Origin of the sequence: Streptomyces sp. NPDC060027 (assembly GCF_042737005.1) — a bacterium.
GTDB lineage: Bacteria > Actinomycetota > Actinomycetes > Streptomycetales > Streptomycetaceae > Streptomyces.
Genome location: NZ_JBHWVI010000122.1, coordinates 1 through 26388 on the forward strand (window position 1 = coordinate 1; position 26388 = coordinate 26388).

General features: G+C 70.6%; 20 protein-coding genes. 10 read left to right on the forward strand and 10 right to left on the reverse strand.

Annotated elements, in window-relative coordinates; translation table 11 throughout:
* Positions 1-148: 148 nt before the first annotated feature.
* The 3 genes from ACFWBT_RS26660 to ACFWBT_RS26670 all read right to left on the reverse strand — a co-directional run bounded on the left by ACFWBT_RS26660 (position 149) and on the right by ACFWBT_RS26670 (position 3654).
* Positions 149-1012, reverse strand: coding sequence for a hypothetical protein (locus tag ACFWBT_RS26660; protein WP_385704903.1), 864 nt, complete (start codon positions 1010-1012; stop codon positions 149-151).
* A gap of 181 nt (positions 1013-1193) precedes the next feature.
* Positions 1194-2339, reverse strand: a complete 1146-nt coding sequence (locus ACFWBT_RS26665) for a metallophosphoesterase (RefSeq protein ID WP_385704907.1) — start codon at positions 2337-2339, stop codon at positions 1194-1196.
* Between the two features lie 202 nt (positions 2340-2541).
* Positions 2542-3654 (reverse strand): LacI family DNA-binding transcriptional regulator, encoded by a 1113-nt coding sequence (locus tag ACFWBT_RS26670; RefSeq protein ID WP_266760526.1) that lies wholly within the window; start codon positions 3652-3654, stop codon positions 2542-2544.
* Positions 3655-4122: 468 nt separating this feature from the next.
* Between ACFWBT_RS26670 and hisC the strand changes: the two genes are divergently transcribed.
* The 6 genes from hisC (at position 4123) to ACFWBT_RS26700 (ending at position 15098) form a co-directional block, all read left to right on the forward strand.
* Positions 4123-5199, forward strand: coding sequence for a histidinol-phosphate transaminase (gene hisC / locus ACFWBT_RS26675; RefSeq protein WP_385704911.1), 1077 nt, complete (start codon positions 4123-4125; stop codon positions 5197-5199).
* Positions 5200-5698: 499 nt separating this feature from the next.
* Entirely contained in the window at positions 5699-7207 is a 1509-nt protein-coding gene (locus tag ACFWBT_RS26680) for a cytochrome ubiquinol oxidase subunit I (RefSeq protein WP_385704914.1), read from the forward strand.
* Between the two features lie 20 nt (positions 7208-7227).
* The gene (cydB, locus tag ACFWBT_RS26685) at positions 7228-8235 is read left to right on the forward strand and encodes a cytochrome d ubiquinol oxidase subunit II (protein WP_385704915.1); all 1008 of its coding nucleotides are present in this window, start codon (positions 7228-7230) and stop codon (positions 8233-8235) included.
* Positions 8236-8295: 60 nt separating this feature from the next.
* Positions 8296-11829: a thiol reductant ABC exporter subunit CydD gene (cydD, locus tag ACFWBT_RS26690; protein WP_385704917.1), complete on the forward strand. Its 3534-nt coding sequence runs from the start codon at positions 8296-8298 to the stop codon at positions 11827-11829.
* Between the two features lie 259 nt (positions 11830-12088).
* Positions 12089-13807 carry a GAF domain-containing protein gene (locus ACFWBT_RS26695; RefSeq protein WP_385704920.1) on the forward strand — a complete coding sequence of 573 codons (1719 nt, stop codon included), beginning with the start codon at positions 12089-12091 and terminating at the stop codon, positions 13805-13807.
* Positions 13808-14054: 247 nt separating this feature from the next.
* Positions 14055-15098, forward strand: coding sequence for a M23 family metallopeptidase (locus ACFWBT_RS26700; RefSeq protein ID WP_385704923.1), 1044 nt, complete (start codon positions 14055-14057; stop codon positions 15096-15098).
* 92 nt (positions 15099-15190) lie between these two features.
* Here the strand turns inward: ACFWBT_RS26700 and ACFWBT_RS26705 are convergent, their stop codons facing one another.
* From ACFWBT_RS26705 to ACFWBT_RS26735, 7 genes are all read right to left on the reverse strand, one after another.
* On the reverse strand, positions 15191-16078 hold the full coding sequence (locus ACFWBT_RS26705; RefSeq protein ID WP_385704925.1) for a Cof-type HAD-IIB family hydrolase: 888 nt from the start codon (positions 16076-16078) through the stop codon (positions 15191-15193).
* A gap of 99 nt (positions 16079-16177) precedes the next feature.
* Positions 16178-17080, reverse strand: a complete 903-nt coding sequence (locus ACFWBT_RS26710; protein ID WP_385704928.1) for an LLM class flavin-dependent oxidoreductase — start codon at positions 17078-17080, stop codon at positions 16178-16180.
* Between the two features lie 81 nt (positions 17081-17161).
* On the reverse strand, positions 17162-17710 hold the full coding sequence (locus ACFWBT_RS26715) for an RNA 2'-phosphotransferase (RefSeq protein WP_385704931.1): 549 nt from the start codon (positions 17708-17710) through the stop codon (positions 17162-17164).
* A gap of 242 nt (positions 17711-17952) precedes the next feature.
* Complete coding sequence (locus ACFWBT_RS26720) at positions 17953-18897, reverse strand: MerR family transcriptional regulator (protein WP_385704934.1); 945 nt, start codon at positions 18895-18897, stop codon at positions 17953-17955.
* 24 nt (positions 18898-18921) lie between these two features.
* Positions 18922-19839, reverse strand: coding sequence for a metal-dependent hydrolase (locus ACFWBT_RS26725; RefSeq protein ID WP_385704947.1), 918 nt, complete (start codon positions 19837-19839; stop codon positions 18922-18924).
* A gap of 101 nt (positions 19840-19940) precedes the next feature.
* Entirely contained in the window at positions 19941-21710 is a 1770-nt protein-coding gene (locus tag ACFWBT_RS26730; protein WP_385704937.1) for an SDR family oxidoreductase, read from the reverse strand.
* Entirely contained in the window at positions 21707-22549 is an 843-nt protein-coding gene (locus tag ACFWBT_RS26735; RefSeq protein WP_385704939.1) for a M24 family metallopeptidase, read from the reverse strand. The genes ACFWBT_RS26730 and ACFWBT_RS26735 overlap by 4 nt, the downstream gene beginning before the upstream one ends.
* 252 nt (positions 22550-22801) lie before the next feature.
* Between ACFWBT_RS26735 and ACFWBT_RS26740 the strand changes: the two genes are divergently transcribed.
* The 4 genes from ACFWBT_RS26740 to ACFWBT_RS26755 are packed head-to-tail and all read left to right on the forward strand — an operon-like array spanning position 22802 to position 26351.
* A complete protein-coding gene (locus ACFWBT_RS26740; protein ID WP_351536346.1) occupies positions 22802-23818 on the forward strand; it encodes an ABC transporter ATP-binding protein in 1017 nt (338 codons plus the stop codon).
* Positions 23808-24713: an ABC transporter permease subunit gene (locus tag ACFWBT_RS26745; RefSeq protein ID WP_385704942.1), complete on the forward strand. Its 906-nt coding sequence runs from the start codon at positions 23808-23810 to the stop codon at positions 24711-24713. The genes ACFWBT_RS26740 and ACFWBT_RS26745 overlap by 11 nt, the downstream gene beginning before the upstream one ends.
* Complete coding sequence (locus ACFWBT_RS26750) at positions 24710-25621, forward strand: ABC transporter ATP-binding protein (protein WP_351536000.1); 912 nt, start codon at positions 24710-24712, stop codon at positions 25619-25621. Before ACFWBT_RS26745 ends, ACFWBT_RS26750 begins: the two co-directional genes overlap by 4 nt.
* Positions 25622-25631: 10 nt before the next feature.
* The gene (locus ACFWBT_RS26755; RefSeq protein WP_266760498.1) at positions 25632-26351 is read left to right on the forward strand and encodes an ABC transporter permease; all 720 of its coding nucleotides are present in this window, start codon (positions 25632-25634) and stop codon (positions 26349-26351) included.
* The last annotated feature ends 37 nt before the right edge of the window (positions 26352-26388 follow it).

The following is a 26388-nucleotide window of genomic DNA, read 5'->3' on the forward strand; positions in this document are numbered from 1 at the left end:
CAGGTACCGGCCCGCTCCCGCGGCGTGCGCCCGGGACCGCGCCCCGGACGGCCGCGGCTGTCGTACCGGCCCGCTCCCGCAGCCGTACGGGCCCGCGCGGGAGCGCGGGCCCCTTTCCTCCCGTGAGCCCGGCCGTCGGCCCGGCCGGTCACTCGGGCTGGTGTTCCGGTCCCCCGAAGTCCGGGCTGGAGAAGTCCGGGCTGGAGAAGCTCGGGCGCGGGCCGGCCGCGGGTCCGCCGTCGGGGCTGCTGAACCCCGGGCGGTCGTAGCCGAGATGAGGGATGCGACTGGGGGCCGGTGCGGCCCGGCCCAGTGCCGCCGAGCCCGGGTCCGCGAGAGCCTCCCGGAGGAACGGCAGGATGCCGTGCTCCAGCAGGGCGTCGTGCCAGGCCCGCTGGGCCCGGGCGACCTGTTCGGACAGCTCGCCGCCCGCTCCGGCCCGGAGCGAGGACGAGCCGTTGCGCAGTGCGGTCAGCAGCAGTCCGGCCGCGGCGACCAGAATCGCGGCCGCCGTGACCGCGCCGAAGACCCATCCGGTGGTCAGGAGAGTCGTGGCGATCGCCGGCTCGGGGTCGAGCATCTTCAGGACGTATCCCACGAGCAGGAATATCGCCGCGGCTGTCCCGGCGAGGACGGGAGCGAGCACCGCGACGACGGCGACCGCGCCGGCACCGGCGGTCTCGGTGACCTCCCCCACGGTGGTGGCGAGCCCCATCGCGGTCGTACCCGGCTCCGTGGAGCCGACTTCCTCGCTCACGACCGTGGTGGACCGCGCCGGGCGGCGCAGTTCCTCGCGGGCCTTCACGTAGTGCGCGTACTCGTCCGCCGCGGCCGTCGTGATGAGGGCCGTGGCGTTGAGCGCCATGGTGCGCAGTTGTTCGAGGTTGAGCCGCTGGCCGACAGCGGCGAGTTCCGGGCGGTGTGGTGCGGAGCGCAGCGCCTCATCGAGGATCCGCTCGTAATCCTGGCGGTCCTCGCTCAGCAGGTGCTGCGGAACGCTGTTCATCTGCATCCCCCGATGCTCCGTAGGGCTGGTGGCTCGCACGCTGACGAGCCGTCGGGCAGAAACGGAGGGGAGCCTGCTACGGATAAGCCGATGGTAGAGCGGTGACGGCACGCCGTGACAGGGGGTTTCCAGAAATTGGCACCCGGCCGACGTGGTTCGTCCGGGGGGACGCCTGCCCGGTAAACGCTCAGATATCCAGCGGAAGTTGTTGGACCAGCAGCTTTCCGGCCATGGTCACTCCGCCGTCCATGGCGATGGCCAGCCCGTCGGCGTAGAGGTGCGGTCCTTCGACCACGGGGCCCGCGCTGTTCTCGCCCTCCTCCGGGCCGACCTCGCCCAGCAGATACGGAATGGGGCTGTGACCGTGGACGATGCGCGAACCGCCGTAGGCGCCGAGCAGTTCGCGGACGGCCTCGGCGCCACCGTCGTCGCGGAAGGCGAAGCGCTTGGTGAGCTTGCGGAAGAGGTCCCAGCACTCGTCGGCGTCGTTGCGGGTGAGGGTTTCGCGGACGGTGTCGTTGACCGCTTCGATGGAGTCGCCGTAGTCGAGGTAGGCGGTGGTGTCGGAGTGCACCAGGAGGTGTCCGTCGACCTGTTCCATGGCGTCGAGGCGGGCCATCCACTGCAGGTGGTGGTCCTGGAGGCGGTCCATGTCCGTCTTCTGGCCGCCGTTGAGCAGCCAGGCGGCCTGGAAGGTGGCGGTGCCCGCGCCGGAGTTGACGGGGGTGTCGCCGAACCGCTTGGCGCCGAGCAGCAGCAGCTCGTGGTTGCCCATGAGCGCCTTGCAGTAGCCGCCGGCCGCGGCCGCCTCGGCGGACAGCCGCATCACGAGGTCGATCACGCCGATGCCGTCCGGGCCCCGGTCGGTGAAGTCCCCGAGGAACCACAGACGCGAAGTGCCGGCCGACCAGCTGCCCGTGGCGTCGACGAGGCCCTTCTCCTGGAGCGCGGCGACGAGTTGGTCGAGGTAGCCGTGCACATCGCCGACGACGTACAGCGGCCCGGGGCCGGCGCCGGGAGCCGGGGCGGGCACGGCGACGGGGTCGACGGCGACCTGAAGAGTGTCACCCCGATGGATGACCGGCAGATCGCGCTGTGTGGGGGTGTACCCCTCGGGGAACTCCCCCGGGAACTGCTCGGAGGAGTCCACGGACGCGTACGGGGAGGACTCTCCCGACGCGTACCGCACAGCCTCCCCAACGGGTCCTGCGCTCTCGCCGTGAGGCGTGTCCTGCGCATACGGACCGGTCTCGTGGACGTACGCGGGTACCCGGAAGTCGCGCAACGTCGCCGTCCGCACCACCTCGGGTCCCTGACCGGCCCCCTGAGTCATCGACCCCTCCACCACCATCGCGCCGCATCTGCACCCGTTCGGACTGCCTGGTCGCAGCGGCCCGCGGTGTCGTCCGCCCATCATAGGAATGCGGATCGCGCCATGTGATGACCCAGGGGTGGTGAATCGGAACAGGAGCCCAGTTCACCGAGGTTTTCGCCCGAATTGGGCGGGGCTTGCCCCGCCCAAGCCGTCTCGGGCGTCAACCCGCCTCGGGTGATCGGGGCGGACTGACCGTCGTACGGGGCGGACGGCGTTCCGACGAGGTCCGCACGATCAGCTCCGTCGGTATCACCTGCTCGACCGGTTGGTCCGATTCGACCCCCTCGATGGCGTCGATCAGCAGCTGGACGACGGCTGTGCCGATGCGGCGCGGTTTGAGGGAGAGGGTCGTGACGGGCGGCTCGGTGTTGGCGTAGACCGTGGACTCGCTGCAGCAGACCAGCAGCAGGTCCTCGGGGACGCGCAGACCGTAGCGGCGGGCCGCGGCCAGCAGATCGGTGCCGTTCGGGTCGAAGAGGCCGTAGACGGCGTCTGGGCGGTCGGGCCGGGCGAGGAGCCGGTCGGCGGCGACGGCTCCCGCGCACGGATCGTGCGCGGGGTAGGCCTCGTACACAGGATCCTGGCCCACGCGCTCGCACCAGCGCAGATACGCGGTGGTGGACAGGTGGGTGTACGTGTCCGTCGTGGTGCCGGTGAGGAGGCCGATGCGGCGCGCTCCCGCGGCGGCCAGGTGGTCGAGGATGCCGAGGACCGCGGCCTCGTGGTCGTTGTCCACCCAGGCGGTGACCGGGAGCGACCCCGCGGGGCGGCCGTCGGAGACGACCGGCAGACCCTGGCGGACCAGCTCGCTCACGACCGGATCGTGGTCGGACGGGTCGATGACCACGGTTCCGTCCAGGGCGACGTTCGACCACACGTCGTGGCGGGAGGTCGCGGGAAGGATGACCAGGGCGTATCCCCGGGCGAGTGCGGCCGAGGTGGCGGCTCTGGCCATCTCGGCGAAGTACGCGAACTCGGTGAAGGTGAAAGGTTCATCCCCGTACGTCGTCACGGTCAGGCCGATCAGGCCCGACTTGCCGGTACGGAGGGTTCGGGCCGCCGCCGACGGGCGATAGCCCAGCCGGTCGGCGACTTCGCGGACATGGCGTCGGGTGGCGTCCGGGAGCCGGCCCTTGCCGTTGAGGGCATCGGACACAGTCGTGATGGAGACCCCTGCTGCCGCGGCCACGTCTCTGATGCCCGCCCGGCCCGGCCGACCGCCTCGGCGGGAGGTCTCCGCCCGGCTCACCTGGTGCTTCCCTGCTGCTGTCATGGCGAGCCGATAGTAGGGCTCATGCGGTGGGGTAGTGCGGACGCATATGCACGCGTTGACAGGCACGTTTCTGCATGATCGAGATGGGCTAACTCCCTTGGAATTGAAGGTAGTTGAACGATCCCATGCCAGGACGTGACTTGTCGGCGCGCATGGGCCTGCCAAGTGGGCCATGTCTCGAAGAGGTCTCAACTCACCTGTACGAGGGATGCGCGCCACGGCGCGAGCCACCGGCGCATGTGGTAGCTGTCGGCGCGCCCCCTTTTCGTACGACTTCGTAAGCGGATGACCGCCGGTCGTGCGACGCGGACGGCCGGGTCCCGCGTATGTGAATGATCACCTGGTCGGACACAAGGTGGTGTTCGGTTGTCCACAGGCCATTCGCAGCGGCGCCGAATCCTCATAAGGTGAGAAGCATTGGTAGCCGGTGGTCGTCATGAGCCGCTGGTGGTCACGAGGAGGACTGCGGTGAGCGAGACGAGCCCCAAGCTGCGTGCGGAGCTGGCGGGTATCCCCACCTACAAGCCCGGCAAGCCTGCCGCGGCCGGTGCCGTGGCGTACAAGCTGTCCTCCAACGAGAACCCGTATCCGCCGCTGCCCGGGGTGATCGAGAGCGTCACGGCGGCGACCGGGTCGTTCAACCGCTACCCGGACATGGCGTGCACCGGGTTGATGAACGAGCTGGCGGACCGGTTCGGCGTCCCCGTCTCCCACCTGGCGACCGGCACCGGCTCGGTCGGTGTCGCCCAGTCGCTGCTGCAGGCCACGAGCGGTCCCGGTGACGAGGTCATCTACGCCTGGCGGTCCTTCGAGGCGTACCCGATCATCACGCAGATCAGCGGGGCGACCTCGGTGAAGGTGCCGCTGACCCCGGGCGATGTGCACGACCTGGACGCGATGGCCGAGGCCATCACCGACCGCACCCGGCTGATTTTCCTCTGCAACCCGAACAACCCGACCGGCACGGTGGTGCGCCGGGCCGAGCTGGAGCGGTTCCTGGACCGGGTGCCGAGCGACGTGCTGGTCGTCCTGGACGAGGCGTACCGCGAGTTCATCCGTGATGTCGAGGTGCCGGACGGCGTGGCGATCTACCGCGACCGGCCCAACGTCTGTGTGCTGCGCACCTTCTCCAAGGCGTACGGGCTGGCCGGTCTCCGGGTCGGCTTCGCGATCGCTCATGAGCCGGTGGCGGCGGCGCTGCGCAAGACGGCGGTGCCGTTCGGCGTGAGCCAGCTGGCCCAGGACGCCGCCGTGGCGAGCCTGCGCGCCGAGGACGAACTGCTCGGCCGGGTCGGCTCGCTGGTCTCCGAGCGCACCCGGGTGGTCGACGCGCTGCGCGGTCAGGGCTGGACCGTGCCCGAGACGCAGGCCAACTTCGTGTGGCTGCGTCTGGGGGAGCGCACCCTCGACTTCGCCGCCCACTGCGAGCAGGCCGGTGTCGTCGTGCGTCCGTTCGCCGGCGAGGGCGTCCGCGTCACCATCGGCGAGACCGAGGCGAACGACATCTTCCTGAAGGCGACCGAGAGTTTCCGCAAGGAGCTGTAGTCGTCCGGCGGAGCGCCCGCCCGAGGTCTCCGGGGCGTCCGCCCGCGAGCCGGAAAGGGCCCCGTGCGCGTTCCCCGCGTACGGGGCCCTTCGGCGTGAGCGCGATCCCGGTGGTGTCCGGGGGAGGGCGGTCGGGGCGTCGAGGGTCGCGGTGAGGTGCCCGTGGGCCCGGTGGCGGTGGTCCGTAGGACGCGCATCCGGCGGAACCCGCGAGTCCGTCCGGCCTGTGGGCCGCAGCACTCCGCCCGTGGATCCGGGAGATCACGGCGGGAAGGGCCGGGAAGCCTCGCGCACGCCATGGGGCGACCGGTCCCTACCGGTCGGGGCCATCGGTTCCGCTGAAGGACCCCCCACCCCTCACCCATCGAACGGGCATGCGTCATAATTGCTTGTGAATGTGAACGCGTTCACAAGCGTGTCCTGTTCCTCCCGTGATGTCTGCGATGCAGCGGGCAAACTGCTGCCGCTGTGACCACGGCGACGTAAGGAGACTGACGACGTGGAATTGGCTTTGGCGCCGGAGACTCTGGCGCGATGGCAGTTCGGCATTATCACCGTCTACCACTTCCTCTTCGTTCCCCTGACGATCTCGCTCGCCGCCCTCGTCGCCGGCTTGCAGACAGCCTGGGTGCGCACGGAGAACCAGAAGTACCTCAAGGCCACCAAGTTCTGGGGCAAGCTGTTCCTGATCAACATTGCGATGGGTGTCGTCACCGGCATCGTGCAGGAGTTCCAGTTCGGCATGAACTGGTCCGCCTACTCGCGGTTCGTCGGCGACATCTTCGGAGCCCCGCTCGCCTTCGAGGCCCTGATCGCCTTCTTCTTCGAGTCCACCTTCATCGGGCTGTGGATCTTCGGCTGGGACAGGCTCCCGAAGAAGCTCCACCTCGCCTGCATCTGGATGGTCTCCATCGGCACGATCCTGTCGGCGTACTTCATCCTCGCGGCCAACTCGTGGATGCAGCACCCCGTCGGCTACCGGATCAACAAGGCGAAGGGCCGCGCCGAACTCACCGACTTCTGGCACGTGCTGACCCAGAACACCGCACTGGCCCAGGCGTTCCACACCCTCACGGCGGCCTTCCTGACGGGCGGCGCCTTCATGGTGGGCATCGCCGCGATCCACCTGGCCCGCAAGCGGCATGTCGCCGTCATGAAGACCTCGCTGCGGCTCGGCCTCATCACCGTCGTCATCGCCGGTCTGCTCACGGCGATCAGCGGCGACACCCTCGGCAAGATCATGTTCAAGCAGCAGCCGATGAAGATGGCCGCCGCCGAGGCGCTGTGGGACGGTCAGGACTCCGCGCCGTTCTCGATCTTCGCGTACGGGGATGTCAGCAAGGGCCACAACACCGTCGAGCTGTCCATCCCGGGGATACTGTCGTTCCTCGCCGACGACGACTTCAACTCGTACGTCCCCGGCATCAACGACACCAACAAGGCCGAGCAGGAGAAGTACGGCCCCGGCGACTACCGCCCCATCATTCCGGTCACCTTCTGGGCGTTCCGCTGGATGATCGGCTTCGGTATGGCGTCCTTCCTGATCGGCGTGGTCGGACTCTGGCTGACCCGCAAGAAGTTCATGCTGCCGCAGCACCTGAGGGTCGGCGAGGACGAGGCGCCGCATCTGGTCCTGTTCAAGAACAAGGCACTGAGCCCGAAGCTCACCAAGTGGGGCTGGCGCATCGCCATCTGGACCCTGGGCTTCCCGCTGATCGCCAACTCCTGGGGCTGGATCTTCACCGAGATGGGCCGCCAGCCGTGGGTCGTGTACGGCGTTCTGCAGACGCGGTTCGGGGTCTCCCCCAGCGTTTCGCAGGGCGAGGTCATCACGTCGATGACCGTCTACACGCTGCTCTACGCGGTTCTCGCCATCGTCGAGGTCAAACTGCTCGCGAAGTACGTCAAGGCAGGGCCCCCCGAGCTCACCGAGTCCGACCTCAACCCGCCCACCAAGATCGGCGGCGACTCCAGTGACGCCGACAAGCCGATGGCCTTCTCCTACTAGGCTCAGGGAGCTGCTGAGTCATGGAACTTCACGACGTCTGGTTCGTCCTCATCGCGGTCCTCTGGATCGGCTACTTCTTCCTGGAGGGCTTTGATTTCGGAGTCGGCATCCTCACCAAGCTGCTGGCCCGCGACCGCACCGAGAAGCGGGTGCTGATCAACACGATCGGTCCCGTGTGGGACGGCAATGAGGTGTGGCTGCTCACGGCCGGCGGCGCGACCTTCGCGGCCTTCCCCGAGTGGTACGCGACGCTCTTCTCGGGCTTCTATCTGCCCCTGCTGATCATCCTGGTCTGTCTGATCGTGCGCGGTGTCGCCTTCGAATACCGGGCGAAGCGCTCCGAGGAGCACTGGCAGCGCAACTGGGAGACGGCGATCTTCTGGACCTCCCTGATCCCGGCGTTCCTGTGGGGTGTGGCCTTCGGCAACATCGTGCGCGGAGTGAAGATCGACCGGAACTTCGAGTACGTGGGCACCTTCTGGGACCTGCTCAACCCGTACGCGCTTCTCGGCGGTCTGGTCACGCTGACACTGTTCACCTTCCACGGTGCCGTATTCGTCGGCCTCAAGACGGTCGGCGACATCCGGGAGCGGGCGCGGAAGCAGGCGCTGCAAGTCGGCCTGGCCACGGCCGTGCTGGCGCTGATCTTCCTGCTCTGGACCCAGGTCGAGAACGGTGACGGCGCGTCCCTGGTCGCGCTGGTGGTGGCCGTGGCAGCCCTGGTCGGGGCGCTGGTGGCGGTCAATGGCGGGCGTGAGGGGTGGGCCTTCATGCTTTCGGGGGTCACCATCGTGGCCGCCGTCGCGATGCTCTTCCTCTCGCTCTTCCCGGACGTCATGCCGTCCTCGCTCAACGAGGACTGGAGCCTCACGGTCACCAACGCCTCGTCGAGCCCGTACACCCTGAAGATCATGACCTGGTGCGCCGCGATCGCCACGCCGATCGTCCTGCTCTACCAGAGCTGGACCTACTGGGTGTTCCGCAAGCGCATCGGTACGCAGCACATCGCCGTGGATGTGTCGCACTGATTCCGACGTAGTGGCATGTTTCGCGTGAAACATGCCTGATGAGCCAGGGGTGTGTTTCACGTGAAACCAATCGATCCGCGTCTGCTTCGGTACGCCCGAGCCACCCGCCTCTTCCTCGGGGCGGTCGTGGGGCTGGGTGTTGCCGGAGCGGCGCTGATCATCGCCCAAGCGATGCTCATCGCCGAAGTGGTGGTCGGCGCCTTCCAGCACGGTCTCTCCGTCACCGAACTCCGCACCCCTCTGACGCTGCTGGCGATCGTGGCGATCGGGCGGGCGGTGGTGGCCTGGCTCACCGAGCTCGCGGCGCACCGGGCGAGCGCCGCGGTCAAGTCGGAGCTGAGGGGGCGGCTGCTGGAGCGGGCCTCTTCCCTCGGACCCGGGTGGCTCAGCGGCCAGCGGACGGGCTCGCTGGTCGCCCTCGCGACGCGGGGAGTGGACGCGCTCGACGACTACTTCTCCCGCTATCTGCCGCAGCTGGGACTCGCGGTGGTGGTTCCGGTGGCCGTACTGGCGCGCATCGTCACCGAGGACTGGATGTCGGCGGCGATCATCGCCGGCACCCTGCCGCTGATCCCCCTGTTCATGGTGCTGATCGGCTGGGCCACCCGCACCCAGATGGACCGCCAGTGGCGGATGCTGTCCCGCCTGTCCGGACACTTCCTGGACGTCGTCGCGGGACTGCCCACCCTCAAGGTGTTCGGCCGGGCCAAGGCGCAGGCGGAGTCGATCCGGAAGATCACCGGCGAGTACCGGCAGGCGACCATGCGGACGCTGCGGATCGCCTTCCTGTCGTCCTTCGCCCTGGAACTGCTCGCCACCATCTCGGTCGCGCTGGTCGCGGTGACCATCGGAATGCGGCTCGTTCATGGCGAGATGGACCTGTACGTGGGACTCGTCATCCTCGTGCTGGCACCCGAGGCCTATCTCCCGCTGCGCCAGGTGGGAGCCCAATACCACGCAGCCGCCGAGGGGCTCGCGGCGGCCGAAGAGATCTTCTCGGTGCTGGAGACCCCGGCGCCGAGGACCGGTTCGCTGCACGTGCCCGCGGGGGAAATCGCCTTGGAGGGCGTGACCGTGCGGTACCCGGGGCGCTCCGCGGACGCGGTCGCGGACGTCTCCTTCACGGTCGGACCCGGTGAGACGGTCGCCCTGGTCGGGCCCAGCGGAGTGGGCAAGTCGACGCTGCTGAGCGTTCTGCTCGGGTTCGTGGAGCCCACCGCGGGCCGGGCCCGTGCCGGGGGAGTCGATCTCGCCGAAGCCGATCTCGCGGAGTGGCGCTCAAAGATCGCCTGGGTGCCGCAACGGCCGCACCTGTACGCCGGAACCATCACCGAGAACGTACGGCTGGCGCGGCCCGACGCGGACGACGCGGCGCTGCGTAGGGCCCTCGTCGACGCGGGCGCGGCCGGATTCGTCGACGCGCTGCCCGACGGGGCCGACACGGTCCTCGGCGAGGACGGCGCCGGGCTGTCGGCCGGTCAGCGCCAACGCCTCGCACTCGCCCGGGCGTTCCTCGCGGACCGGCCCGTGCTGCTTCTCGACGAGCCGACGGCCTCGCTCGACGGGGCGACCGAGGCCGAGGTCGTCGCGGCGGTGCGGCGGCTCGCCGTGGGGCGGACCGTCCTGCTGGTCGTACACCGGCCGGCGTTGCTGGGGGTGGCGGACCGGGTGGTGCGCCTGGAAGCCGCCGCGTCCGGTGCAGCGCGGTTGGAACCCGCGCTCCCGGTTGAGGTCCCCGGCTCTGCGGAACAGGGCCGCACACAGCCGCCGCGGGGAGTCGAGCCGGAAGGCCTGCCCTCGGCCGGCGGCGAAGAACTCGCTCCGACGTCCCGGGGCCGGGCCGGAGTGCTCGCCCGCGTCCGGGCCATGGCGGTTCCCCGACGGAGGCCGCTGGCCCTCGCCGTGGTCCTCGGCAGCCTCGCGCTCGGGAGCGCCGTCGGTCTGATGGCCACATCCGGGTGGCTCATCTCGCGGGCGTCGCAGCAGCCGCCGGTGTTCTATCTGATGGTGGCGGTGACGGCCACCCGGGCGTTCGGCATCGGCCGGGCGGTCTTCCGGTACGCGGAACGGCTCGTGTCGCACGACGCCGTGCTGCGGATGCTGGCCGATACGCGGGTCGCCGTCTACCGGCGTCTGGAACGGCTCGCGCCCGCCGGACTGCGGGCCACCCGGCGCGGCGATCTGCTGTCCCGACTCGTCGCCGACGTGGACGCCCTGCAGGACTACTGGCTGCGGTGGCTGCTGCCGGCCGGAGCGGCGGTGCTGGTGTCCGCCGCCTCCGTCGGATTCACCGCCTGGCTGCTGCCCGAGGCCGGTGCCGCGCTCGCCGTCGGTCTGCTGGCGGCCGCTGTCGGCGTTCCGTCGGTGACCGGCGCCGTGGCGCGCCGCGCCGAGCGACGGCTGGCGCCCGCACGCGGTGCTCTCGCGACCCAGGTGGCCGATCTGCTCACCGGGACCGCCGAATTGACCGTCGCGGGCGCACTGCCCGCCCGTATCGCGGAGACACGGCGGGCCGACAACCTGCTCACCCGCATCGCCTCGCGAGCCGCCACCGCGACCGCCCTCGGCGACGGACTCACGGCGCTCGTGTCCGGGCTCACCGTCACCGCGACCGCCTTCGTGGGCGCCCAGGCGGTCGCCGCCGGGCGTCTGAACGGTGTGGTGATGGCCGTCGTCGTCCTCACACCGCTGGCCGCCTTCGAGGCGGTCATGGGGCTGCCGCTCGCCGTCCAGTACCGGCAGCGGGTGCGCAAGAGCGCGGAGCGTGTGTACGAGGTGCTGGACGCCGCCGATCCCGTACGCGAACCCGAACAGCCGCGACCGGCGCCCGTGTCGCCGTTCCCGCTCCGAGTGGAGGGGCTCCGGGCCCGGCACGCGGGACAGGACCGGGACGCGCTGGCCGGCCTCGACCTGACCCTTGAAGAGGGCCACAGGATCGCCGTGGTCGGTACCTCCGGAGCCGGCAAGACGACGCTCGCGCAGGTGCTGCTGCGGTTCCTGGACACGGAAGCGGGGGCGTACACGCTGGGCGGCGCGGACGCCTACGGGATGGACGGGGACGCCGTGCGCCGGCTGGTCGGACTGTGCGCCCAGGACGCGCACCTCTTCGACAGCACCGTGCGTGAGAACCTGCTGCTCGCCCGCAAGGACGCGACCGAGGGCGAACTGCGCGACGCGCTCGGGCGGTCCCGGCTCCTCGACTGGGTGGACGGGCTGCCCGACGGGCTCGACACCCTGATCGGTGAGCACGGGGCACGGCTGTCCGGCGGTCAGCGCCGGCGACTCGCGCTGGCTCGCGCGCTGCTCGCCGATTTTCCGGTCCTCGTTCTCGACGAGCCGGCGGAACATCTCGACCTGCCGACGGCCGACGCCCTCACCGCGGATCTGCTGGCCGCCACCGAGGGCCGTACGACCCTGCTGATCACTCACCGGCTGGCCGGGCTCGACGCGGTGGACGAGGTGATCGTGCTCGCGGAGGGGCGCGTGGTCCAGCGTGGAGCGTTCGCGGAGCTGTCGGCCGTCGAGGGACCGCTGCGGGAGATGGTGAAGCGGGAGACCGCGGGAGATCTGCTGGTGGGCGCGGCGGCTCGCTGAGCGCGGTACGGGCAGGTCGTGGGTGATGAGCGCGCCGGGCGACGCGCGCTGGGCGACGCGCGCTGGGCGACGCGCGCTGGGCGACGCGCGATGCGCGGTAGGCGACAGGCGGTAAGCGATGCGCCATGCGTCGTCAGCGGTGGGCGAGGGACGCCCTGCGTCATGCGCGGTGGGCGAGGGACGGTGGGCAGGGTTCCGGGCTCTGGCCTCTCCCGAGGCCCGACTTTCCCTTGCAAATAGGACTAACTAGGCTCAAGGCATGTCAGCAGCCCCAGACTCCCCCGCCCCGAGCGGCGGGACGGCGGCGGCGGACCCGGTGGTCCGTGGCCTGCGAGGGCTGCCCGTCGAGCTGACCGCACGGGTGCCGCGGTTGCTGGAGGCGATGCGATCGGTCGGATCAGGACTGGAACTGCACTCCACGCTGAACCGGATCTGTGAGACCGCGGCCGAACTCACGGACGCTCGATACGCGGCCATCGGGGTCGTGGCCGAGAGCGGGGAGGCCCTCGCGGACTTCGTCCATCACGGCGTCGACGAGGCGACCGCCCGACGGATCGGACGCATGCCCGACGGCCACAAGGGGATCCTGGGGGCGCTCATCCGGGCCTCGGATCCGGTGCTGCTCACGAACCTGACCGACGACCCGCGCTCCTGCGGGTTCCCGGCCGGACATCCACCGATGCACAGCTTTCTCGGAGTGCCGATCCGGGTGCAGGGGGAGATCTTCGGCAATCTGTATCTCGCCGAGAAGCGTGACGGCGGGACCTTCGGCGACCACGACCTCGACATGCTCCGGGTGCTGGCCGCGGAGGCGGGCATCGCCATCGGCAACGCCCGTCTGTACGAGGCGGCGCAGCAGCGTGAGCGCTGGATCGACGGCTCGGTGGCCGTCACCACCGCGCTTCTGGCGGGCGGCGACACCGAGGAGGCGTTGCAGGTCGTCGCCGAACAGGCGCGCCGGCTCTCCGGTTCGGCGGCCGGGATCGTGCTGCTGCCCGCCGAGGAGGGGGGCCTGGAGATCGTCGCGGTCGCCTCGGAACACCCTTCGAGGGTGCTCGGCGTGGTCGTCCCGCCGGAGAGCGAGCTGGTCGCCGAAGTCTGCGCCGGGCGGCCGGTGTTCGTGGAGGACGCGGCCGTCGACCCGCGCATGCCCCTGGACCTCGCCCGTGCGTACGGGCCCGTCATGATGCTCCCCCTGCAGAGCGACGGCCGGGTCCTCGGGGCCCTCGTCACCCCGCGAACCCGCGAAGGGCGCCCGTTCACGGAGAGCGAGCGGACCCTCGCCGCGCAGTTCGCCTCGCAGGCCGCGCTGGCGCTGATGATGGCCGAGACACAGCGCGACCGGGAACGGCTCGCGGTGTACGAGGACCGCGACCGGATCGCCCGCGACCTGCACGACCTGGTCATCCAGCGGCTGTTCGCCACCGGGATGATGCTGGAGAGCGCGCAGCGCCGGTCGAACGTGCCCGAGGTGCAGCGGGGCGTCGGCAAGGCGGTCGACGAACTCGACGTCACCATCCAGGAGATCCGCACCGCGATCTTCGCGCTCCAGCAGGGTCCCGCCGAGGTGCCGTCCGGGCTGCGCACCCGCGTCCTGCGCGAGATCAACATGGCCGCCGTGCCCCTCGGCTTCAAGCCCGGGCACCGCTTCACCGGGCCCGTCGACACGCTGGTCGGCGAACTCACCGGCAAGAACCTCATCGCCGCGCTGCGAGAAGCCCTCTCCAACGCCTTCCGGCACGCGGGGTCCTCCCGTATCGAGGTCTCCGTCGACGCGACCGTCCTCCTGCCGGACAGGCGGCCGGGCGTGCGCCTCACCGTCGCGGACGACGGCGTCGGCATCCCCGACGGCGGCCGGCGCAGCGGCCTGAGGAACCTCGAGCGGCGTGCCGAGTCGCTGGGCGGCGCCAGTTGGTACGGGCCGGGGATCGGCGAGGGCGGCGGCGGTACGACGGTGGTGTGGCAGGTGCCGCACTGAATCCCCTTGTGCAGGGGGTCTGTTCGGCGCTCTCGCGCGAGCCACGGCCGGGCGTCCTCCGCGGACGGTGCGAACGGCCCTGGTCCGGTCCGCCCCGCCGTTGCGGGAGCCGCCGTCACCGGGACCGACGTCACGGGCCGCCGAGAGGGGGCCGTTCGGCCCGGCCCTGGGCCATTCGTGACGTTCCGTCCCCCAGGTGCACCCCTTCAACAGGCCGGGTCCGAAGGCGCGGGTCACGATCGCTGTCATGCGCTCTTCTCGTCGCCATCCCCTGTTCGTACCGGCGCTGTTGTGCGCGCTGGCCGTCCTCGCGGCCCAGCCGACGGTGGCCGAGGGAGACGGCGCGGACCCCGGCGTCAGCACCCAGGTGGCGCGGCTGTACGAGGACGCCTCCGTGGCGACGCGGCAGTACGAGGCGGGGCGGCGGGATGCCGAGGCGCAGCGCGGCCGGGCCGAGCGGACCGAGTGGCTCCTCACGCGGGAGCGGCAGGAGATCGCGGTGCTGCACCAGGACCTGGGCCGTATCGCGCGGGCCCAGTACCGGCAGGGTGGCGGGCTGCCCTACACGGCACAGATCCTGTTCGCGCAGGACCCCGATGATCTGATGCGTGGTCAGCGTGCCGTGTGGAGAGCGGATCTGGCGGTCGCCAACGCGGTCGCGAAGAGCCGGCGCGCCGAGGACCGGCTCGCCGCGGACGAGGCGAAGGCCCAGGCGGAGTGGCAGGCGCTGGAGAAGCGCAACGGTGAACTCGCCGAGATCAAGCGGACCATCGACGCGAAGCTCGACGAGGCGCGGTCGGTGCTGCAGAGCCGGGCGGACGCCTCGGTGGCGGCGGGCGCCTGCCGTGGTGCGGTCCGTCTCGACCAGCCGCCGCTGGACTCCACGCGTGCGTGGGTCGCGCCGGTGGAGACGTACGAGCTCTCCGCGGGCTTCGGCAGCGGGGGCGAGCGCTGGGCGCACCGGCACACCGGACAGGACTTCGCGGTGCCCATCGGCACACCGGTGCGGGCGGTCGGGGCGGGCCGGGTGGTGAAGGTGTCCTGTGGCGGTGCCTTCGGTATCGAGGTCGTGGTCGAGCACCCCGGCGGCTACTACACGCAGTACGCGCATCTCGCGGCCGTCACCGTCGACCAGGGGCAGCGGGTGTCGACGGGGCAGTGGATCGGGCAGTCGGGCACGTCCGGCAACTCGACCGGCCCGCATCTGCACTTCGAGGTGCGGGTGACGCCGGAGCTGGGATCGGCGATCGACCCGGTGCCGTGGCTCGCGGAGCACGGGGTCGACGTGTAGGCCCATGGAGGCTTCACGGCGGTGCCGCGGGGCGACCCCGCGGGGCCTGCGGCGGGTCTGCCGGAGGCCCCGGGGTCGGCCTGGTCGGGTGGCTACGCCCGGGCTGCCACGATCTGCTCGATCACGACCGCCACCCCGTCCTCGTTGTTGGCGACCGTGCGACCGGAGGCGGCGGCGATCACGGCGGGGTGGGCGTTGCCCATCGCGTACGACCGGCCGGCCCAGGTGAGCATCTCGACGTCGTTCGGCATGTCACCGAAGGCGACGACCTCCTCGGGGGAGATACCGCGCTCGGAGCAGCACAGCGCGAGGGTGCTGGCCTTGGAGACGCCGGGGCCGCTGATCTCCAGAAGGGCGCTGGGGCTCGACCGGGTCACGTTGGCCCGGTCGCCGATGGCCGGGCGGGCGACGGTGAGGAAGTCGTCCGGGTCCATGTCCGGGTGGAACGCGAGCACCTTCAGCACCGGCTGATCGGCGTCCAGAGCGTCCTCGGCGAGGAGCTTCTCGGCGGGCGCGACGATCTCCGGCGGCTCCATGTGCATCAGGGGGTAGCCCGGTTCGAGGTGGAGGCCGTACGTCCGCTCGACGGCGCACACGGTGCCGGGCGCGGCGGAACGCAGCACCTGGATGACGTCGAGGGCGATGTCGGGCGCCAGTTCGCGGATCTTGACGAAACGGTGGGCGCCGGGGCCGCCGTGCAGGTCGACCACGGCGGCGCCGTTGCCGCAGATCGCCAGGCCGTGCCCGTGGACGTGGTCGCTGACGACGTCCATCCAGCGGGCCGGGCGGCCGGTGACGAAGAAGACCTCGATGCCGGCCTGTTCGGCGGCGGCGAGGGCGGCGATCGTGCGGTCGGACACCGATTTGTCGTCGCGCAACAAGGTGCCGTCGAGGTCCGTGGCGATCAGCCGGGGCGGGACGGTGGAGGCCGGGGTCTCGGGCCGGCGAGTCGCTGAGGTCACGCGCTCATTCTCCCGCATATGCGCGCACGGCCGTGCGGCGGTCCGCACACTTGAGTGGTTACCGTCCTCACCAGCGCCGTTACACCCTGTCGAACCCGGGCTCGCGGCAGCCCGGTCTCAGGTCAGCTGGGCAACCGCCTCCAGGGCGATCCGCTCGAAGACCTTCTCGTCGGCGGCGAAGTCCGAGTCGGGGATCGGCCAGTGGATCACGATGTCGGTGAAGCCCAGCTCCTTGTGCCGGCCCGCGAAGTCGACGAACGCGTCGAGTGACTCCAGCGGGTGGCTCCGGTCGGGGGTGAAGCCGGTCAGCAGGACCTTGTCGAGCTCCGCCGCGTCCCGGCCGACCTCGGCACAGGCGTCGGCCACCTTGGTGACCTGCCCGCGAATGGCTTGAACCGACTGCTCGGGGGTGCCCGTCTCGTACAGCTTCGGGTCGCCGGTCGTCACCCACGCCTGTCCGTGACGGGCGGCGAGCCTCAGTCCGCGCGGGCCGGTGGCGGCCACCGCGAACGGCAGCCGGGGGCGCTGGACACAGCCCGGGATGTTGCGGGCCTCGTGCGCCGAGTAGAAATTGCCGCCGTACGAGACGGACTCCTCGGTGAGGAGCCGGTCGAGCAGCGGTACGAACTCGCCGAAGCGGTCGGCGCGCTCACGCGGGGTCCACGGGTCCTGGCCGAGCGCGGTGGCGTCGAAGCCGGTGCCGCCGGCGCCGATGCCCAGCGTGATCCGGCCGTTCGAGATGTCGTCGAGGGAGATCAGTTCCTTGGCGAGGGTCACCGGGTGGCGGAAGTTCGGCGAGGTCACGAGGGTGCCGAGGCGCAGCCGGTCGGTGACGGCGGCCGCCGCGGTCAGGGTCGGCACGGCCCCGAACCACGGGCCGTCGCGGAAGGTCCGCCAGGACAGATGGTCGTAGGTGAACGCGGTGTGGAAGCCGAGTTGCTCCGCACGCTGCCACGCGGAACGCCCGCCCTCGTGCCAGCGGACGTACGGCAGGATCACGGTGCTCAGACGCAGACTCATGTGTCGAGCGTAAGCGCAGCCGGAGCGTGATCGTGGCCCGCCTCGATGCCGTCCCCGCCCGGCGGCACCGCTGCCCCCGGATCAGCGCGGCCCGGGAAACCGCAGGTATCGCGGGGGTACGCCCTCCGTCAGCCAGACGCCGTTGGCGCTGACCCGGAAGACATGGCCGTCGCGGTGCATGGCCGCCGAGTCCACGGAGAGCACGACCGGGCGGCCGCGGCGGGCGCCGACTCGGGTGGCGGTCTCCCGGTCCGGCGACAGGTGTACGTCGTGCCGGTTCATGGGCTTCAGGCCCTCGGCGCGGATCGCGTCCAGGTGGGGGGCCACGGTGCCGTGGTAGAGGTAGGCCGGCGGGGTCGCCGGGGGCAGCCCGAGGTCGACCTCGACGGAGTGGCCCTGACTGGCCCGGATCCGGGTCCCCTCGACGGCGAAGCGGCGCTTGTCGTTGTGGGCCACCACGTGATCGAGCTCGTCGCGGGTGAAACGAAAGCCGTGCGCGGCCGCCGCGGCGATGAGTGTGTCGATCTCGACCCAGCCGCCCTCGCCGAGCGTGAGGCCGATCCGCTCGGGCTGATGCCGCAGATGCTTCGAGAGGTACTTCGACACCTTCACGGTGCGTCTTTCGTCCATCCGATCATCCGCCTGTCCGTTCATCCGCTCATCCGCCTGCTCATCCGTCCGCCCCTCCGCCTGTCCACGGGTCTGTCCCCGAGTTCGTTTCTGCGTCCGTCCATCCGTCTGTTCCTTCATCTCCCCAGCGTGCCTGGCGAGAGACGGATCACGCATTTGATTTTGATCCGGAGGTTTGGTCCACAGCCAAGTCCTGTTATCCACAGGGGAATTGACGAATCTGTGGACAACACGCAGGTGTTTTACGGTATTTCGTCAACAATGCTGTGGTGGGCGCTGTTTGCGGCCAGCCGGTCCAACGTGCGTGTCTGCAGCTCTCGTTCGGCGGCGGCGGTGACGAACTCGGAGGCGTGCTCCGCGCCAACCAGGCTCTCCACGGCACGCATTGTCCCTGCGGAGATCCCCACCGTTCGCACGTTCTCCTGGTCCATCGGAGACGGCCCCGCCGCGAGGTGCCTGCTCAGATGGCGGGTGGCGAAGAGCCGCATGGCACGGGCCAGTTCGGCGTCCACGGTCTGCTGCGCGAGCGGTCGCAGCCGCCGGACGAGCGAGGCCGCCTCGGCCGCTTCCGCGTCGCTCGGCGGATGCTCCCCGAGATAACGCGCGAAGACGTGCTCCGTGGTGAACTCCAGGAAGCGGGAGGCGATGTGCTCGACCTGACCCCTCAACTCCCTGAGGTGGCCGGAGATCGCGGACAGCGGAACGCCCGCCATGTGCAACTCGACTGCCGCGGACAGCTCTTGAGGGCTCGGAACGACGAAGGTGCCCTCCTCGCCCGGAACCGGCTCCAGCACGCCGAGCTCGACCGCGTCCGCCACCGCGGCGTCGTCGGGGCTGCCGCCGAACCGCTCGTCCAGCTCGGCCCGGGAGATCCGGGCGGCCTCCTCGTCGGTCCACGGGCCGTCGACCTCCGCGACCAGACCGAGTATCCCGCCGAGGCCCCGGCCCGCGTCCCAGGCCTCCAGGAGTTCCTTGATCGAGGCCAGTGTGTAGCCGCGGTCGAGGAGATCGGCGATCTGCCGAAGCCGCGCCAGATGGGCGTCCGCGTACACATTGGCGCGGCCGCGCCGCTCGGGGCGGGGCAGCAGCCCGCGGTCCTGGTAGGCGCGGATCGTCCGGACCGTGGCGCCGCTGTGGTGCGCCAGGTCCTCGATGCGGTACGCGACCCCGCCCGGCTCGTCGCTCATCTCTCCCGCCCTCCGCCCTGGGGCCTATGAGGCCGCCCGCCCGATCGCCCCCACCGCCGATCGCGCCGCGGGTGACTGCGCCAGATACTCGACGGCTCTGAGCAGCGAGCCCTCCTTCGACGGATGGTACGACCGCCGCAGATAGCGCGGTATGGCCGCGCCGAGCTCCTTCCAGGTGGGCAACAGCCCTTTGTGGACGGCCTTGTTGTGGGCAGCGAGCGAGTAGCGCAGGCGGCCCGCGAGACGGGGGTCGTTGCGGATCAGATAGGCGGCCCCCCAAATCCACATGTACAGCATCATCGGTGCGGTGACGGCCATGCCCGCGATCCGCCGGGCGTACCGCGGCGCGCCCTCGCCGCCGCAGTGCTGGTACAGGTCGAAGGCCACCGCGCGGTGCTCGACCTCTTCGGCGCCGTGCCAGCGCAGCAGGTCGAGCATGACCTCGTCGGCGTCGGCGAGGTCCAGGCCCTCGGCCGTCAGCACCCAGTCGCCCAGGACCGCCGTGAACTGCTCGATCGCCGCGACCATCGACAGCCGGAAGCGCAGCCACTCCCGGGCCGGGACCGGTACCCGCAGGGGAGGCTGTTCGCCGAGCAGCTTCTCGAAGAGGAAGTCGACGTGCCGGGTGAAGTCGGAGGTGTCGAGCCGCTGGGCGGCGAGGTGGTCGAGGACGTACGCGTGCTGCACGCTGTGCGTGGCCTCCTGGCCCATGAACCCCTTGACGTCCTTGCGGAGTTCGGGGTCGCGAACGAGCGGCAGTGCCTCCTTGAGGACCCTCACGAACCACCGCTCCCCGGCCGGGAGCAGCAGATGCAGCACATTGATGACGTGGGTGGCGGTGGGCTCGTCCGGGATCCAGTGCAGCGGGGTGTCCTCCCAGTCGAAGGACACCCGTCTCGGGACGATCGCGTGGTGACCGCCGTTCCCGGAGCTGTCGCTCACGGACCCGCCGTTCACGGACCCGCCGTTCACGGACCCGCCGTTCGCGGAGCTGTCGGCCGCCGAGCTGCCGGCCGCGTCCGCCGCGTCGCTCGGTCGCCCGGTCACAGCTTCGGCTCCATCCGGGCGATGGCGCGCAGCGCCCTGGGCGCGAAGCGGTGCATGAGGTGGGCGCCGCGCGCCTCCGGGGTGACCGGCACGAGTGCCTCGTTGCGGACGACCGCGCGCAGGATCGCGTCGGCGACCTTCTCCGGCGGGTAGTTGCGCAGCCCGTACAACCGCGCCGACCGTTTCTGGCGCCGCTTCTCCTCGGTCGCGTCGACCCCGGCGAAGCGGGCGGTCGAGGTGATGTTGGTGTTGACGAAGCCCGGGCAGATCGCCGAGACGCCGATGCCCTGCCCGGCCAGCTCCGCGCGCAGACACTCGCTGAGCATCAGGACGGCCGCCTTGGAGGTGCTGTAGGCGGGCAGCGCCTTCGAGGGCTGGTACGCCGCCGCCGAAGCGGTGTTGACGATGTGGCCGCCCTGCCCGCGCTCGGCCATCTGCCTGCCGAAGAGCCGGCAGCCGTGGATCACGCCCCACAGATTGACGTCGAGGACCTTCTTCCAGTCCTCCGGTGTGGTGTCGAAGAAGGAGCCGGACAGTCCGATCCCGGCGTTGTTCACCAGCACGTCCACCACGCCGTACTCGGCGGCGACCTTGTCGGCGAGCTTCTCCATGGCCTGCTCGTCGGAGACGTCGACCGTCTCGGCCCAGGCCGCGGGTGAGCCGATCAGCCGGGACATCTCCGCCGTACGGGTCGCCGCCTCGGCGTCCCGGTCGACGGCCACCACGCGCGCGCCCGCCTCGGCGAAGGCGAAGGCGGTGGCCCGTCCGATGCCGCTGCCCGCGCCGGTGACCAGCACCAGCTGCCCGCCGAACCGGTCGGCGTACTTGCCGGTGGCCGCCGGCTCGGGGGCGGGCGTCCCGGCCTCGCGGCCCTCGTTGGCCGTCACGAACTCGGATATCCAGGCGGCCAGTTGGTCGGGGCGCGTCCGCGGAACCCAGTGCTTGGCCGGGAGGGTGCGGCGCACCAGCCGCGGGGCCCACGTCTCCAGCTCGTCGTAGAGCCGCTCGGAGAGGAAGGCGTCCCCGAGGGGAGTGACGAGCTGCACGGGCGCGTGCGCGAACGCGTCCTCGCGGGGACGGGCGATCCGGGGCCGTACGTTGTCGCGGTACAGCCAGGCGCCGTGCGCCGCGTCGGAGGGCAGCGACGGGGTCGGGTACGCGCCCGCGGGCACCTTCTCGATCCGCTGGAGGATCTTCGGCCACTGCTTGCCCAGGGGGCCGCGCCAGGCCAGCTCGGGCAGCACCGGCGTGTGCAGCAGGTACACGTACCAGGACTTGGCGCCCTGGCCGAGGAGCTGGCCGATCCTTCGCGGGGTGGGCCGCTTCGCCCGCTGTTTGATCCAGTGGCCGAGGTGGTCGAGGGACGGCCCGGACATCGACGTGAAGGAGGCGATCCGGCCCTCGGTGCGCGCGACGGTGACGAACTCCCACGACTGCACCGAACCCCAGTCGTGGCCCACCAGGTGCACCGGCTCGTCGGGGCTGACCGCGTCGACGACCGCCAGGAAGTCGTCGGTCAGCTTCTCCAGGGTGAACCCGCCGCGCAGCGGCTGCGGCGCCGTCGAACGGCCGTGTCCCCGGACGTCGTACAGCACGACATGGAAGCGGTCGGCCAGCCGGACGGCGACCTCGGACCACACCTCCTTGGAGTCCGGATAGCCGTGCACCAGCACCACGGTCGGCTGCCTGTCGTCGCCCAGCTCGGCGACGCACAGCTCGACTCCGCCCGTCCGCACCCAGCGCTCGCGCGCGCCCACGAGACTCACTTGTCCTCCGCCCAGCGCCGCACGTGCGGCAGATCGTCGTCGAGCCAGAACGCGCTCTGCTCGGGGTCCTTGGAGTCGGTGACGACCAGGATCTCCTCGAACTTCGCGCCCGTACCCCGGAAACCGAGGTGCGGTTCGACCGCCCACAGCCCCGGCCGGGGCGGGTGGTCGGAGAAGGTGTACGGCGACCACAGGGGTGACCAGCCGTCCCGGTGCCCGTGCAGCGCGTCGCTCGCCAGCCCCTTCAGGGACTGGGTGCCGAACCCGAACAGGCGCGGTGACCAGGACCGTTCCCGGACCCGGTCCACCTTGTGCGCGATCACGCCGAACGGATACGCGCGGTGCCGGTTGGCACAGCCCTGGCGGGTCATGAGCCGGTCGACGTCCTCGTAGATCTCGCGCAGGGACCGCCGCTCACGCACCTCGCGCAGGATCAGCTCGCGGTGCGCCTCCAGGTCGGCGAGCAGCCTGTCCTGCACGGGGTTCGGACCGAGCGAGCCCGAATAGCCGACGTCCGCGGTGCAGCCCTTGTACACGGGGGCCATGTCGAGGATGAAGGGCATCCCCGGCTCCAGACGGCGGTTGGTGGGGAAGAACTGCAGCGGGATCCGGAAACCGACGAAGGCCGTGCGGTCACCGAACCAGGCGAAGGGCAGGTGGAACCAGTCCCGCACCCCGCGCTCACGCAGCCACCGGCGCTGCATGCGCGCCGCCTCGCGCTCGGTGACGCCGGGCTTCAGCTGTGCCGCGACCGCTTCCGCGCACTCGTACGCGAGGCGCTGCACCTCTCTGAACCCCCGCAGCTCCGCGGAGAGTTCGCCTGCCACTGCCGTCGTCATGCCACCGCCCCACCCTGTCCACACCGACTGCGGTACGTGTCCGTAACTTGACACTGGCGAATGTGACAGTTGTTAGAGGCGGCGTCAATAGGTCCGTGGGCAACCTGTGGACAACCCGTCGGACCGGGACGGCTCCCGGCCGGTGTACCTGAGGGGGACCCCTACGGGCCCGTACGACTCGAGGCTGACGCGGATCCACCTCCGTGGGTTGACGACCTCTGTGGTGTGCGCCACTACCTTCGAATCGTGACTGTGATCGCGACCGAAAGCCTGAGCAAGCGGTTCCCCCGGGTGACCGCGCTTGACCGGCTCTCCGTGGACGTCGGGCCCGGTGTGACCGGACTCGTCGGAGCCAATGGAGCCGGCAAGTCCACACTGATCAAGATCCTGCTGGGTCTGTCCCCCGCCACCGAGGGCCGCGCGACCGTGCTCGGCCTCGACGTCGCCACCGAGGGCGGTGCCATCCGCGAGCGGGTCGGGTACATGCCCGAGCACGACTGCCTGCCGCCCGACGTCTCGGCCACCGAGTTCGTCGTCCACATGGCGCGGATGTCCGGGCTGCCGCCGGCCGCGGCCCGCGAGCGCACCGCGGACACCCTGCGCCATGTCGGCCTGTACGAGGAGCGCTACCGCCCCATCGGCGGCTACTCGACGGGTATGAAGCAGCGCGTCAAACTCGCGCAGGCCCTCGTCCACGACCCCCAGCTGGTCTTCCTGGACGAACCGACCAACGGCCTGGACCCGGTCGGCCGCGACGACATGCTCGGGCTGATCCGCCGCATCCACACGGACTTCGGCATCTCGGTCCTGGTCACCTCGCACCTCCTGGGCGAACTGGAGCGCACCTGCGACCACGTCGTCGTCGTCGACGGCGGCAAACTGCTCCGCTCCAGCTCCACCACGGACTTCACCCAGACCACCACGACCCTGGCCATCGAGGTCACCGACACCGACGAGCACCCGGACGGCACGGCCGCGGTGCGCGAGGTGCTCCACGCGCGCGGTGTCGAGACCCACGACGGCAGCGGCCTGCCGGGCGCCGGACACATCCTGCTGCTGACCACCGAGAGCGAGGACACCTACGACCTCGTCCGCGACGTGGTCGCCGACCTCGGTCTGGGGCTGGTGCGCATGGAGCAGCGCAGGCACCACATCGCCGAGGTCTTCAAGGACAGCGACGAGCAGCGCACTAAGGACGAGCGCGCGGCGAGCGCCGATCCGCGCACCGGTGACGAGCAGCGGAAGGAGGCGGTCGGCCATGGCGGTTGAGCAGCCCCTCACCCAGCGCGGTGAGCAGTCCCGTATCCACAACATCGGCTACCGCAACTACGACGGCCCACGCCTCGGCCGCGCCTACGCCCGCCGTTCCCTCTACTCGCAGTCCCTGCGCGGCTCCTACGGCCTCGGCCGCTCGGTCAAGTCCAAGGTCCTGCCGATGCTGCTCTTCGTGGTGATGTGCGTCCCCGCACTGATCATGGTGGCCGTCGCCGTCGCCACCAAGGCGAAGGACCTGCCCGTCGACTACACGCGCTACGCGGTGATCATGCAGGCCGTCATCGGCTTGTACGTCGCCTCGCAGGGCCCGCAGGCGGTCTCGCGCGACCTGCGCTTCAAGACCGTGCCGCTGTACTTCTCGCGCCCCGTAGAGACCAGCGACTACGTGCGGGCCAAGTACGCGGCGCTGACCTCGGCGCTGTTCATCCTCACGGCCGCCCCGCTGATCGTGCTCTACGTGGGGGCGCTCCTGGCCAAGCTCGACTTCGCCGACCAGACGAAGGGCTTCGGGCAGGGTCTGGTCTCCGTGGCACTGCTCTCGCTGCTCTTCGCGGGCATCGGCCTGGTCATCTCGGCGGTCACCCCGCGCCGCGGCTTCGGCATCGCGGCCGTCATCGCCGCCCTGACCATCTCCTACGGAGCGGTCTCCACCGTCCAGGCCATCGCGTTCGAGCAGTCCAGCGGCGACGCCGTCCCGTGGCTCGGGCTCTTCTCGCCGATCACGCTCATCGACGGAGTGCAGACGGCTTTCCTCGGCGCCTCCTCCGCCTTCCCCGGAGAGGTGGGCCCCTCGTCCGGGCAGGGCGTCGTCTACCTCATCGTCGTCCTGGGTCTCATCGCGGGCTGCTACGGCCTCCTGATGCGCCGCTACCGAAAGGTCGGGCTGTGACCACGCTCAACATCGACCACGTCTCGCGCTGGTTCGGCAACGTGGTGGCGGTCAACGACATCACGATGACGATCGGCCCCGGCGTCACCGGCCTGCTCGGCCCGAACGGCGCCGGCAAGTCCACCCTCATCAACATGATGGGCGGCTTCCTCGCCCCCTCGACGGGCACCGTCACCCTCGACGGCCGGCCGACCTGGCGCAACGAGGACATCTACCGGCACATCGGCATCGTCCCCGAACGCGAGGCGATGTACGACTTCCTCACCGGGCGGGAATTCGTCGTCGCCAACGCCGAGCTGCACGGTCTCGGCGCGAAGTCCGCCCAACGGGCCCTCGCCACGGTCGAGATGGAGTACGCGCAGGACCGCAAGATCTCCACGTACTCCAAGGGCATGCGGCAGCGCGTGAAGATGGCGTCCGCGCTGGTCCACGACCCGTCGCTGCTGCTGCTCGACGAACCGTTCAACGGCATGGACCCGCGCCAGCGCATGCAGCTCATGGATCTGCTGCGCCGCATGGGCGACGAGGGCCGCACCGTGCTGTTCTCGTCCCACATCCTCGAAGAGGTGGAGCAACTGGCCGCCCACATCGAGGTGATCGTCGCCGGACGGCACGCGGCGAGCGGCGACTTCCGGCGCATCCGCCGGCTGATGACCGACCGCCCGCACCGCTACCTGGTCCGCTCCAGCGACGACCGGGCCCTGGCCGCCGCGCTGATCGCCGACCCGTCGACGTCCGGCATCGAGGTCGACCTCGCCGAGGGCGCGCTGCGCATCCAGGCCGTCGACTTCGGCCGGTTCACCGCCCTGCTGCCGAAGGTCGCGCGTGAGCACGGCATCCGGCTGCTGACGGTGTCGCCGTCCGACGAGTCCCTGGAATCCGTCTTCTCGTATCTTGTCGCGGCGTAGGAGGCCGAAGATGTACGACCCCACAGTCGCCCGGCTCACTTATCGGGGCCTGCTCGGCCGCCGCCGGGCCCTCATCCTCGGCATCCTGCCCGTCCTGCTCATCGTCATCTCCGTGGCCGTCCGGAGCTTCTCCGGAGCGGACGACCAGGTGGCCTCGGACCTGCTCGGCGGGTTCGCGCTCGCCACCATGGTGCCGATCATCGGTGTCATCGCCGGTACGGGAGCGATCGGGCCCGAGATCGACGACGGCTCGGTGGTGTATCTGCTGGCCAAGCCCCTGAAGCGGCCCACGATCATCTTCACCAAGCTGATCGTCGCGATCGCCGTCACCATGGCGTTCTCGGCGGTGCCGACCTTCATCGCGGGCATGATCCTCAACGGCAACGGCCAGCAGATCGCCGTCGCCTACACCGTGGCCGCCCTGGTCGCCTCGATCGCCTACGCCGCGATGTTCCTGCTCCTCGGGACGGTGACCCGGCACGCGGTGGTCTTCGGACTCGTCTACGCGCTCGTCTGGGAGGCCCTGTTCGGGTCGCTGGTGTCCGGCGCGCGCACGCTCAGCGTCCAGCAGTGGGCGCTCGCCGTGGGCCACAAGGTGACCGGCGGCGACCTCGTCACCTCGGACGTGGGCCTGCCGACCGCGACGGTTCTGCTGATCCTGGTCACCGTCCTCGCCACCTGGTACGCCGGGCAGCGGCTGCGGTCGCTGAAGCTGGCCGGCGAGGAGTGAGCGAGGGCTCTTCGCGCGCGGCGCCGGTCAACGGGCA

Bases quoted from the DNA above. Each gene is read 5' to 3' on its own strand.
- ACFWBT_RS26700 (WP_385704923.1), top strand. From the start codon at position 14,055: ATGCGCTCTTCTCGTCGCCATCCCCTGTTCGTACCGGCGCTGTTGTGC.
- ACFWBT_RS26710 (WP_385704928.1), bottom strand. From the start codon at position 17,080: ATGAGTCTGCGTCTGAGCACCGTGATCCTGCCGTACGTCCGCTGGCAC.
- ACFWBT_RS26695 (WP_385704920.1), top strand. From the start codon at position 12,089: ATGTCAGCAGCCCCAGACTCCCCCGCCCCGAGCGGCGGGACGGCGGCG.
- ACFWBT_RS26665 (WP_385704907.1), bottom strand. From the start codon at position 2,339: ATGACTCAGGGGGCCGGTCAGGGACCCGAGGTGGTGCGGACGGCGACG.
- ACFWBT_RS26705 (WP_385704925.1), bottom strand. From the start codon at position 16,078: ATGCGGGAGAATGAGCGCGTGACCTCAGCGACTCGCCGGCCCGAGACC.
- ACFWBT_RS26670 (WP_266760526.1), bottom strand. From the start codon at position 3,654: ATGACAGCAGCAGGGAAGCACCAGGTGAGCCGGGCGGAGACCTCCCGC.
- cydB (WP_385704915.1), top strand. From the start codon at position 7,228: ATGGAACTTCACGACGTCTGGTTCGTCCTCATCGCGGTCCTCTGGATC.
- ACFWBT_RS26735 (WP_385704939.1), bottom strand. From the start codon at position 22,549: ATGACGACGGCAGTGGCAGGCGAACTCTCCGCGGAGCTGCGGGGGTTC.
- ACFWBT_RS26715 (WP_385704931.1), bottom strand. From the start codon at position 17,710: ATGGACGAAAGACGCACCGTGAAGGTGTCGAAGTACCTCTCGAAGCAT.
- ACFWBT_RS26660 (WP_385704903.1), bottom strand. From the start codon at position 1,012: ATGCAGATGAACAGCGTTCCGCAGCACCTGCTGAGCGAGGACCGCCAG.
- ACFWBT_RS26720 (WP_385704934.1), bottom strand. From the start codon at position 18,897: ATGAGCGACGAGCCGGGCGGGGTCGCGTACCGCATCGAGGACCTGGCG.
- ACFWBT_RS26755 (WP_266760498.1), top strand. From the start codon at position 25,632: ATGTACGACCCCACAGTCGCCCGGCTCACTTATCGGGGCCTGCTCGGC.
- ACFWBT_RS26745 (WP_385704942.1), top strand. From the start codon at position 23,808: ATGGCGGTTGAGCAGCCCCTCACCCAGCGCGGTGAGCAGTCCCGTATC.